The sequence below is a fragment of the Sulfurimonas sp. genome, from assembly GCF_027056685.1.
GTDB lineage: Bacteria > Campylobacterota > Campylobacteria > Campylobacterales > Sulfurimonadaceae > Sulfurimonas.
This window is the reverse complement of sequence record NZ_JALUKE010000144.1, coordinates 1-9432: the sequence shown is the minus strand read 5'-3', so window position 1 is coordinate 9432 and position 9432 is coordinate 1. Positions and strand designations below refer to the sequence as shown.

General features: G+C 34.4%; 11 protein-coding genes. 3 read left to right on the top strand and 8 right to left on the bottom strand.

The window, feature by feature from the left end; translation table 11 throughout:
* Positions 1–956: transcription termination factor Rho (rho, locus tag MVY38_RS06360; protein ID WP_297484469.1), on the top strand; the 956-nt coding region annotated here is incomplete at its 5' end.
* A 24-nt stretch (positions 957–980) separates the two neighbouring features.
* Here rho and MVY38_RS06355 read toward each other — a convergent pair.
* The 3 genes from MVY38_RS06355 to MVY38_RS06345 are packed head-to-tail and all read right to left on the bottom strand — an operon-like array spanning position 981 to position 4049.
* Positions 981–1310 (bottom strand): thioredoxin family protein, encoded by a 330-nt coding sequence (locus MVY38_RS06355; RefSeq protein WP_297432531.1) that lies wholly within the window; start codon positions 1308–1310, stop codon positions 981–983.
* A gap of 2 nt (positions 1311–1312) precedes the next feature.
* The gene (gene murD, locus MVY38_RS06350; protein ID WP_297484467.1) at positions 1313–2569 is read right to left on the bottom strand and encodes a UDP-N-acetylmuramoyl-L-alanine--D-glutamate ligase; all 1257 of its coding nucleotides are present in this window, start codon (positions 2567–2569) and stop codon (positions 1313–1315) included.
* Positions 2547–4049 carry a hypothetical protein gene (locus tag MVY38_RS06345; RefSeq protein WP_297484465.1) on the bottom strand — a complete coding sequence of 501 codons (1503 nt, stop codon included), beginning with the start codon at positions 4047–4049 and terminating at the stop codon, positions 2547–2549. Before MVY38_RS06345 ends, murD begins: the two co-directional genes overlap by 23 nt.
* Here MVY38_RS06345 and MVY38_RS06340 point away from each other — a divergent pair.
* Entirely contained in the window at positions 3988–5703 is a 1716-nt protein-coding gene (locus MVY38_RS06340; RefSeq protein ID WP_297484463.1) for a DNA polymerase III subunit gamma/tau, read from the top strand. The genes MVY38_RS06345 and MVY38_RS06340 overlap by 62 nt on opposite strands.
* On the opposite strand, the gene MVY38_RS06335 is transcribed toward MVY38_RS06340, so the two are convergent.
* The 3 genes from MVY38_RS06335 to MVY38_RS06325 form a co-directional block, all read right to left on the bottom strand.
* Positions 5700–5927, bottom strand: coding sequence for a hypothetical protein (locus MVY38_RS06335; protein WP_297484461.1), 228 nt, complete (start codon positions 5925–5927; stop codon positions 5700–5702). The genes MVY38_RS06340 and MVY38_RS06335 overlap by 4 nt on opposite strands.
* 68 nt (positions 5928–5995) lie before the next feature.
* Positions 5996–6397 (bottom strand): hypothetical protein, encoded by a 402-nt coding sequence (locus MVY38_RS06330; protein ID WP_297484459.1) that lies wholly within the window; start codon positions 6395–6397, stop codon positions 5996–5998.
* Positions 6391–7065 carry a response regulator transcription factor gene (locus MVY38_RS06325; protein WP_297484457.1) on the bottom strand — a complete coding sequence of 225 codons (675 nt, stop codon included), beginning with the start codon at positions 7063–7065 and terminating at the stop codon, positions 6391–6393. The genes MVY38_RS06330 and MVY38_RS06325 overlap by 7 nt, the downstream gene beginning before the upstream one ends.
* Positions 7066–7157: 92 nt before the next feature.
* On the opposite strand from MVY38_RS06325, the gene MVY38_RS06320 reads away from it, so the two are divergent.
* The gene (locus MVY38_RS06320; RefSeq protein ID WP_297484455.1) at positions 7158–7577 is read left to right on the top strand and encodes a hypothetical protein; all 420 of its coding nucleotides are present in this window, start codon (positions 7158–7160) and stop codon (positions 7575–7577) included.
* On the opposite strand, the gene MVY38_RS06315 is transcribed toward MVY38_RS06320, so the two are convergent.
* Complete coding sequence (locus MVY38_RS06315) at positions 7574–8386, bottom strand: TIGR00282 family metallophosphoesterase (protein WP_297484453.1); 813 nt, start codon at positions 8384–8386, stop codon at positions 7574–7576. The genes MVY38_RS06320 and MVY38_RS06315 overlap by 4 nt on opposite strands.
* 32 nt (positions 8387–8418) lie before the next feature.
* The coding region (locus tag MVY38_RS06310; protein ID WP_297484451.1) for a bifunctional diguanylate cyclase/phosphodiesterase at positions 8419–9432 on the bottom strand (1014 nt) is incomplete at its 5' end.

The window sequence follows — 9432 nt, the reverse complement described above, 5'->3', positions numbered from 1 at the left end:
TAAGACCTCCAAAAGATCAAGAGCGCTACTATGCACTTATTAAAATAGAAGCAGTAAACTCACTCCCACCAGAAGAGAGTAAAAAGCGTCCACTTTTTGAAAACTTAACACCGCTTTATCCAACAGAACAACTAAAACTAGAGTACCGCGAAAAAGGGCTAACTGGTCGAATGTTAGACCTTTTTTGTCCTATTGGAAAGGGACAGCGTGGACTTATCGTTGCACCACCAAGGAGTGGTAAAACAGAACTTTTAAAAGAGATTGCACATGGAATTACAAAAAACCATGCTGAAGTTGACTTAATGGTTCTGCTTGTTGATGAGAGACCCGAAGAGGTTACAGATATGGAGCGTTCAGTAAAAGGTGAAGTTTACAGTTCAACTTTTGATATGCCTGCAAAAAACCATGTAAAAGTGGCAGAGATGGTTATAGAAAAAGCAAAACGCCGTGTTGAGCTTGGTCGTGATGTTGTCATTTTACTCGACTCTATTACTCGTCTTGCTCGTGCTTACAACACCGTGACTCCATCAAGTGGTAAAGTACTCTCTGGTGGTGTTGATGCAAATGCCCTTCACCGTCCTAAGCGTTTCTTTGGTGCTGCTCGTAACATTGAAAATGGTGGAAGTCTTACCATCATCGCAACGGCACTTGTAGATACTGGAAGCCGCATGGATGAAGTTATCTTTGAAGAGTTTAAAGGTACTGGAAATATGGAAGTGGTTCTCGATAGAAAAATAGCTGAGAGACGTATATTCCCTGCTATCGACATTCTAAAATCTGGTACGCGTAAAGATGAACTTCTTATTGGTCCTGAAGTCTTACAAAAAGTATTTATTTTACGCCAAATGCTCCATAAACAAGACAATGAAGTAGAGGCACTTAAATTTATTTACAACACAATGGGTAAAAAAGCGACAAATGAAGAGTTTCTTTTAAGTATGAACGCAGACAAATAGTTAGCATTTTTAGCTAACTATTTTTTATCGATCTTTCAGTATTACATCCACAATATCATCTGCAAGCATAATTCCTGTTTTATAAAGTAACTGTGTATTAGCATCTTTTAGTATCAAAGTTGTAGGCACTTGCTCAATCAAAAATCTATATAACAATCCTTCACTAACTCCAGCATCAATATCTAAAATAGAGACTTTAGGAACTCTCTCATGTACTTCAGAAAGTTCATACTCCATAATTTCACATGAGTCACAAAATGTTGAAGCAAACTTCAAAATAACAGTATGCTCTTTTGCAAGTTCAGCGGCTAAAACTGTATCAAAATTCTCTTCATCAACTTCTATAAATGGCATAACTACTCCTTTAACTGATTAACAATTTTTTTAAATTCATTCCCACGCTCTACAAAATTTTTATACTCATTAAAACTTGAAGCAGCAGGAGAAAACAGAACTATATTTGTAGAGACATTATATGCTTTTTCTATGCTCTCTTGCAAGTTATGCATCAAAAAAAGATTTTTCTCTTCTAAAGTATTACTTAATTTAGTATATATCTGCTCCCCAGTATCTGAAAAAAGAATAATATTTTGCACCTCACTCATTTGTAAAAATCTTACAAGTTGCTCATAGTTTATGCCTCTATCATTCCCTCCAATTATAACGCTATCAACATTTTTCAACATTTTAATAGCCGCAATTGTCGCTTCTGGAATGGTAGAGATAGAGTCATTTACAAAACTTACGCCATTCACTTTTTTTACAAATTCCAAGCGGTGTTGAAGTGTCTCAAACGCAGAAATAGTCTTCATATAAACGCTATTGTCTATATTTAACACAAGAGCCAATTTCTCTGCAATTTGCAGTGTAGCATGGTGTAAGTAGCCTCTCTCAAGAGTAAATTCCGGTTCAAACTGCACTTTTGCACCGTAAACATTATAGGCAAAGTGACTTTTAATAAGCGCTGCGTTTAGATATTGACTCTCATCTTCTAAATTGTATATAAAAATATCATCTTCACTCTGATGGCTAAAAATATTAAACTTCGCCTCATAATAATCTTTTAAATCTCTATAATAATCCAGATGTTCTTCAAAAAGATTTGTCAAAACTGCAATGTGAGGAGAATAGGAAATGTGATGGAGTTGGTGTGAAGAGAGTTCCATCACTATTTTTGTATCTGCCTTTATTTGTGCTATAGCATCAAGAGGACTTATACCTATATTTCCACACAATAAGGCACTTTCTCCTGCATTTACAAGCATTGAATGAACAAGTGTTACAAGCGTTGATTTTCCTTTTGTGCCTGTTATACCTATGATTTGAGCAGAAAAATGTTTCAAAAATAGCTCTGTAATAGAGGTAAAATTATAATCCGCATAAGAGATACCAAGATTATAAAGAGAGATACCGGGAGATTTTATCACAATATCTACGCCATCCAACTTTTGAAGATACCCTGCATCATCTGAGTAGTTTTTATCGACAATTACTATGTTGGCATTTGGCAAATACTCTTTTGCAAAGGCGTGAAAAGATTTTCCCTCCACACCATAACCAAAAATAGCAATTTTTTTATACTGTTCTAAATCAGAAACTAAATTTTGCAACATATTTTTTGAGTACCTCTTTAAATTTTGGTGGAAGATTATTGTTTGTATCATAATCCACATTCAAATCATAATCCATCTCTTTGGGTTTATAATTTTTCAGCAGATAAGGAAGCCCCTCTCTCTTATAAGTGGCATATTTTTTACTAAGTGCGTAGTTTACCTCATCGTAAGTTCCTACACACTCAAAAGGTTTGAGTGCATCACTTTGACTCAAACCATCAAAAAGTTCTTGCAAAGATGCGTCATCAAGCATATCTTTAGCAAATATTTTTTGTAAAGTCGCATCATCTATGTAGTTACAAAGCATAATATAGGTAAAGAGGCACTTAGGGCACTTCCCACACCATTCGTTGCGTTTACTCCCAACATTACAACTTCTAAAATCAAAGAAATGCTCCTGAGCCACCTCGGCAAAGAGTTTTGCAATATGTATCTCATCAAGTGGGCGTAAAAAGCTAAAATACTCCACATCATCTGTAATGAAATTTGAAACATACCATCTAAAATCATCTTCAAACTCTATTGATTTTGAGTATTGATGGTTAATTTTTTGTCCATTGTAAATGATGTTCTCTTCATTTGCACTTGACTCATTTGAAAGGACAATATAGCGTGTTTTATAGAGAAGTCCAAGCCAGATAGAGATAAATCCGACAATGGAAGAAAAAGGGATATGCCCATTTAAGTAACCACTATTGTTAAAAGCAAAGATCTGTTTTAAATCAAGTTCACGCTGCAATTCTATTGCATTTAGAGGGTGTGCATCAAGCACTTTTTTTGAAGCTACAATGGGATTCATAGAGAACATCAAAGATTCAGGAAATGCCTCTTTTAATAGTTCATAGCTTACAAGAGAGTCTTTTCCTCCCCCTATTGGAATAATGTTATTCTCTTGCGTTTGAAGAGATATTTTTTGAAATAGCTCTTTATCTACTGTTATAAAATTGACAAGAGTATCTTCTGTTACTGCAATATTATTGCAATATATAAACTCCCCTAATCCATTAAAATATAATTTAGCAAACCATTTTTGCTGTGCTTCATTTAGTGAGCCACACTCAATTACAAAATCCTTTGGAGCGGCAATTTTATAGTAACTAATCGCTTCTGCTAAACCAATATGAAAAACTATATTTTGCATAGCAAATGCAGTTGTCATTTTTTCATCTTTTTTCAGTTTCAAGCGATGGTGAAAATCACTCACTCTTGCTGCTTCATACAACTGATAGTGAAATTCCAAAGTGATATTTTCTCTATCTTCTGTTATTACATACGATTTATAAACAAATTTATTGTTTTGTGCTCTTAATTCATTAAATTTTTTCATATCTGCCATTTTTGAGTTTTGTTCGCCAATTATAGTATTTTTTAACTCTATAAATGCTAAAATCGTTACAATAAAACGAGGGAGACGACACTTGCAAGAAGCACATGAAGTATTGGCTAGAAAATACCGCCCGACTAATTTTGATGAACTCATTGGGCAAGAGACCATAGCACAAACACTCTCTTTAGCACTTGATGCAAACAGGCTCTCTCATGCCTACCTTTTTTCAGGGCTTCGAGGGAGTGGAAAAACCTCTACTGCTCGTATTTTTGCAAAAGCACTCATCTGTGAAGAGGGAGTAAGCCACTTACCTTGCGATAAATGTTCTAACTGCATTATGGCAAAAGAGAACCGTCATATGGACATCATCGAGATGGACGGTGCAAGTAGCCGAAAAATCGACGACATCCGTGACCTTATAGAGCAGACAAAGTATAAACCAGCTGTTGCACGCTACAAAATATTCATCATTGATGAAGTTCATATGCTTACAAAAGAGGCTTTTAATGCCCTGCTTAAAACGCTTGAAGAGCCACCTGAATATGTAAAATTTATTTTAGCTACAACAGACCCTCTCAAACTTCCAGCGACAATTTTAAGTCGTACACAGCACTTTAGATTTAAAAGTATTGCAACAAATAAAATAGTTGAGCATATTGCCCATATTTTACAACTTGAAGAGATTGAGTATGAAATTCCTGCCTTAGAAATTTTAGCGCGTAGTGGAAAAGGAAGTCTTCGAGACACCCTAACCCTACTTGACCAAGCCATCATATACTCTAAAAATCATGTAGATGTTGCTACAGTTACAGATATGCTCGGACTTGTTGATCCGAAATTCATTAGTGAGCTTTTTGATGCTGTCTTTGCAAAAGATTATGCAAAGCTTGTAGAGTACACCAAAATATTGGAAGATTATGAGAGTGAAATGGTTGTTGATGAGCTCATTGCCTACCTTAAAGAAAAAATGTACAATCAAGATGCCCTCTTCTCCACTTTGGTACTTGAGCGTTTCTTTAGAATTTTAAGTGAATCCAAATACCTCTTTAGTATAAACGCAGATGGTTCTTTTGTACTCTCTATGATATTTTTCAAGATGATAGAAGCACTTAAAATCCGTGAAATTGACCAAATGATAGAGTCATTTCAAAAAAATATTACGCGTCCTGAAATTGCAGTGCCTACAGAAAAACCTGCCACCATAAAAGTGCAAGCAACTACACCAGAGATGGATGGAGCTGTTGCAAAAATAGAAGAGCCTGTTAAAACAATGGAAGAATCTGTAGAAGAAATACGCCCAGCAAAAGAAATTACACAAACACCAGAGGGTTTAGAGAAGTTTGAAAAACTCATCGCAAAAATTCAAGATAGAAATTATGAACTAGGAGAGTGTTTTAAAAACAACATCCACTATGTTTCATTTGCAGACAATACTCTTACTTGGGAGAGTTGTGCGGATGAAAGCTGTAAGAAAGCGCTCAAACATGGTTACTCTGTCATAAAACAACTTGTACGAGAAGTGTTTAGTTTTGAGACAAAAATTAAAGGTGTTGCCTGCTCTCAAGAAAAAGTAGAAAAAGAAAAAATAGTAGAAACAAAAACAGTAGAACGAAATATTGCAGGAGATCAAAGTGGTTCAACACTTGGCGATATTGAAATAGGTGGTGGAGCATCATGTGTTGCAGGTTGTAATGAGCCTTCAGTTGTTGATGAAATCAATGGTGATGACATCACAAAAGAGCCAATGATACAAAAAGCCATAGAGATGTTTGAAGCAAAAAAAGTTACCGTACAATCAAAAATTTAAAGTTTTCTTTCATCAAAAAAAATCTCACTACAGCAGATATTTTCTTGGTAACAATACTCTAAGAGTGCGACATAAGGTGTTGCATTACGCTTTTTAATTGTTGCAAATTTTGACTGCGATATATTTAAAAGTGCTGCTACATCTTTATCGTATATGCGTTCTTTCTTATCTTTAGCTTCCATCCGTTCTTTTAAAACAACAATAATTTGACGAAAATCTCTCATCTTCACTCCTTAAAAGTGAAAATATATAGCAAAAAAATGAAAAGTGTAAAAAATATGTCAATTTGGTATTATTTTTTCTCTTTTTGCTTTAAGCGTTTCACTAAATTTTTAAAAATAAGCGCTATTTTTAAAAATTCTGTATAGTGCTGAATCTGTATAATGGCATCATAATTTTTATCATTTATGGCTTGCATATACTCACCGAGATGTTGCACATCCTCCAGCAAAGTATCACTTAATCTTTTTATATATAAAAAAGCAACAGTGCCAAGCACTACAAAGGCAACGAGTATTTCAACCCAAATAGTATTGTAAGCGTCCATAATGAGAACAATATTATCATGTTGAGGATTTAAATGTGATAGGAGTAAATCTTTTAGTAAAAAATATGCCAAAGAAAAGAGTACAACAAAAACCCCAACAAGCATAAAGAAAAACTTCTTATATATCTCTTTTTTTAAATTTAACAAAGTTTGTAACCTACCCCTCGCACCGTTTGTATATACTCTTTTGTTTTATCTGGGTCTATCTTCTCTTTAAGTCTATTAATGGCTACATTAACTGTTTTATACTGATAATTTTCACTATCTCCCCAAACACTCTCAAGCAGATAATCTCGCTCAAGTACATTATGTTTATTTCTTATAAATTCACAAAGCAGATCAAATTCAAGCTTTGTAACATCTACATTTTTTCCTGCCACACTCACTGTTCTACTACTATTATCAAGCAGTAAATCTCTATAAGTAAGCGTCTCAGTAGAGTGTTTATTTGAAGTTCGTTTTAGTATAGATTTAACGCGTAAAAGGAGTTCTTTCATATTGAAAGGTTTTGTGATGTAATCATCGCCACCTTTTAAAAAGCCCTCCTCTATATCTTCATCTGCATCTTTTGCACTTAAAAATATAACAGGCACATCAACGCCATCTTCGCGTAATTCACCAACAAATTCACTCCCCTCCACTCCAGGAAGATTTCTATCCATAATCAATAAGTCAATATCTTCTTCTTCTAAAATTTGCACGACTGTTTTGGTATTTAAAAAGCCAATAGTCTCATAACCCTCTTTTTGTAAATTGTATTCCAAAAGTTCTAGTAAATCTTCTTCATCTTCTACAATAACTATATTTGCATCCATACTTTTAATTCCTTATTGAATTTTCTTATTATATAAGTTTTTTATAAAAATAATGCTAAAATGGAAGTAAATAAAAGTATGGGAGGTTAAAGATGTTTGTATCGTCATATAATACTTATCTAAGTGCCTCTCATGTAGAGACAAATAGAGCACAAAAAAAAGAGGGAAGTTTTTCTCTTAAAAAAGAGAAAACAGCCCCTACAGATTTACCTGCAAAATTTGCAGAAGTAAAACTCCCTGTGAGTTATATTTCGCAGTTTAAAGTGTTGCGGAATCAACAAAAATTACAAGAGCAAACGCAGCAGTCTCAAAAAACAAAATTTACAAAAGTGACTACTCTTAAAAATGCGCAAGTTGCTTATAGTGAAAATTCTACCATGTTCCCACGATTAAGGAAACCTAAAGTTCCTCTTGGACACATACAAAGTAGCTTTGTAAGCAATGCAAGTATAAAACAAAATGCGTTAAATACTTATATAGCTAATGACAACTACTATAAAGTAACTGCTTAATCTTCTTCTATCCACGCTTCTGTTTTTATAATCCTGCCATCATCAAATTGTTTGATTTTAAACGCAGCGCTACACTTTCCATCGGCAATATCTAAAACAGCCATTTGGAGAATTTTTTTACACTTTTTAGGAATATCAAAATGCCCTTTTAAGCCTGTTAGAAACTGCTTGAGTGGTACCCTTGCATCCATACCAATAACATTGTCACGACACCCAGTCAAACCCATATCACTCATATAAGCCGTACCATTTGCAATTTGAAAATCATCTGTTGAGACATGTGTATGCGTCCCAATAATAGCACTCACTTTCCCTTGCATCAGCATCATCATTCCTCGTTTTTCACTCGTTGCTTCTGCATGAAAATCGACAAATATATTTTTAACACCCTCTTTATGTAACTCCTCTACCGTAGTCTGGGCACAACGAAAAGCATTGTCACAATAGGGCATAGAGTAGTGTCCCATAAGATTTAAAACAGCTAGTTTTTCACTCCCAACAGCATAAACCTTACATCCTGTTCCTGCTACTCCCTCCGGGTAGTTATGAGGTCGCAGTATTTCATGAGAATCAAAAAGAGGTAAAATATCTTTTTTATCCCATGTATGGTTTCCACCACTCATCACATCAATACCATACGAAAAAAGCTCATTACAGTTTTTGAGCGTCAAGCCAAAACCGTGTGAAGCATTTTCATAGTTTGCAATGACAAAGTCAATGTTCTCTTTCTCTTTTATCTCTTGTAGATATTTTTTGAGCATATCACGCCCAGGACTACCTACTATATCCCCAATAAAAGCTATTCTCATACAACCATCTTCATATTTTTTCGCAATTATAGCTAAAGTTCTTCAACTACTTTCTCTATTTTTCCTATAGGCTCTGGTCTTGCAAAGAGATAACCTTGAAAATAGTGACAACCAAACTCTTTTAATTTTTCAAAATGTGCTTCTGTTTCAACACCCTCAGCAATGACATCAAATCCAAACGCTTCCCCTAGGTTTATAATACTCTGCACAATAATCTGATCAGAGTGATTTTCCAACATTTCAAAAATAAAACCTTGGTCTATTTTTATCTGATTAATTGGAAGCATCTTTAGATACTGCAAAGAGGAGTACCCTGTACCAAAATCATCAATAGAGATCTGAATTCCCAACTCTCGCAGTTTTTGCATCTTTTGTACCATTGCGTCAAAGTCATCCGCTAAAAGAGACTCTGTTAATTCAATTTTTAAGCTATTAGGATTAATGCTATACATTTCAATACTGTTTTTTACAATCATTAAAAAATCATCTTGTGCAAACTGCTTTGCACTTACATTGACAGCCAAAATCCACTCTTTTGTTTTAAAATTTTTCTGCCAAACAGAGAGCTGTTTACAAGCACTCTGTAGCACCCATGTCCCAATTTCAACAATAAGTCCACTATTTTCAGCAATCGGTATAAATTTAAAAGGAGAGACCAATCCATGTTTTGGATGATTCCATCGTATAAGACTCTCTGCCCCAATGTAAGAACCATCATCCCTATTTTGTAATTGGTAATAGAGTTCAAACTGATTCTCTTGAATTGCTACTAATAAATCACTGTATATATCTAAATTTTCCTGTGCTTTTTTCTCAGCTTCTTTGCTATAAAAAGAGAATTGTTTCTCCCCTTTTTTAGCATTTTGTAAAGCACCGTCAGTCTGTTTCAAAATTTCATTTGCAGATGTTAAACTTTTTGAGTAAATATTAATACCAACATGAGCAGAGATATAAACCTCTTTGTCTTTTACATGAAAAAGTTTTGAAGAGATAGAATTAATACGATTTAAGATCTCTTCTGCTTTTTGTATTGCACTATCTTCATC

Excerpts from the sequence above, each read along its gene's own strand:
- murD (WP_297484467.1), bottom strand. The coding sequence starts at position 2,569 with ATGTTGCAAAATTTAGTTTCTGATTTAGAACAGTATAAAAAAATTGCT.
- MVY38_RS06335 (WP_297484461.1), bottom strand. The coding sequence starts at position 5,927 with ATGAGAGATTTTCGTCAAATTATTGTTGTTTTAAAAGAACGGATGGAA.
- MVY38_RS06325 (WP_297484457.1), bottom strand. The coding sequence starts at position 7,065 with ATGGATGCAAATATAGTTATTGTAGAAGATGAAGAAGATTTACTAGAA.
- MVY38_RS06315 (WP_297484453.1), bottom strand. The coding sequence starts at position 8,386 with ATGAGAATAGCTTTTATTGGGGATATAGTAGGTAGTCCTGGGCGTGAT.
- MVY38_RS06355 (WP_297432531.1), bottom strand. The coding sequence starts at position 1,310 with ATGCCATTTATAGAAGTTGATGAAGAGAATTTTGATACAGTTTTAGCC.
- MVY38_RS06320 (WP_297484455.1), top strand. The coding sequence starts at position 7,158 with ATGTTTGTATCGTCATATAATACTTATCTAAGTGCCTCTCATGTAGAG.
- MVY38_RS06345 (WP_297484465.1), bottom strand. The coding sequence starts at position 4,049 with ATGAGTTCATCAAAATTAGTCGGGCGGTATTTTCTAGCCAATACTTCA.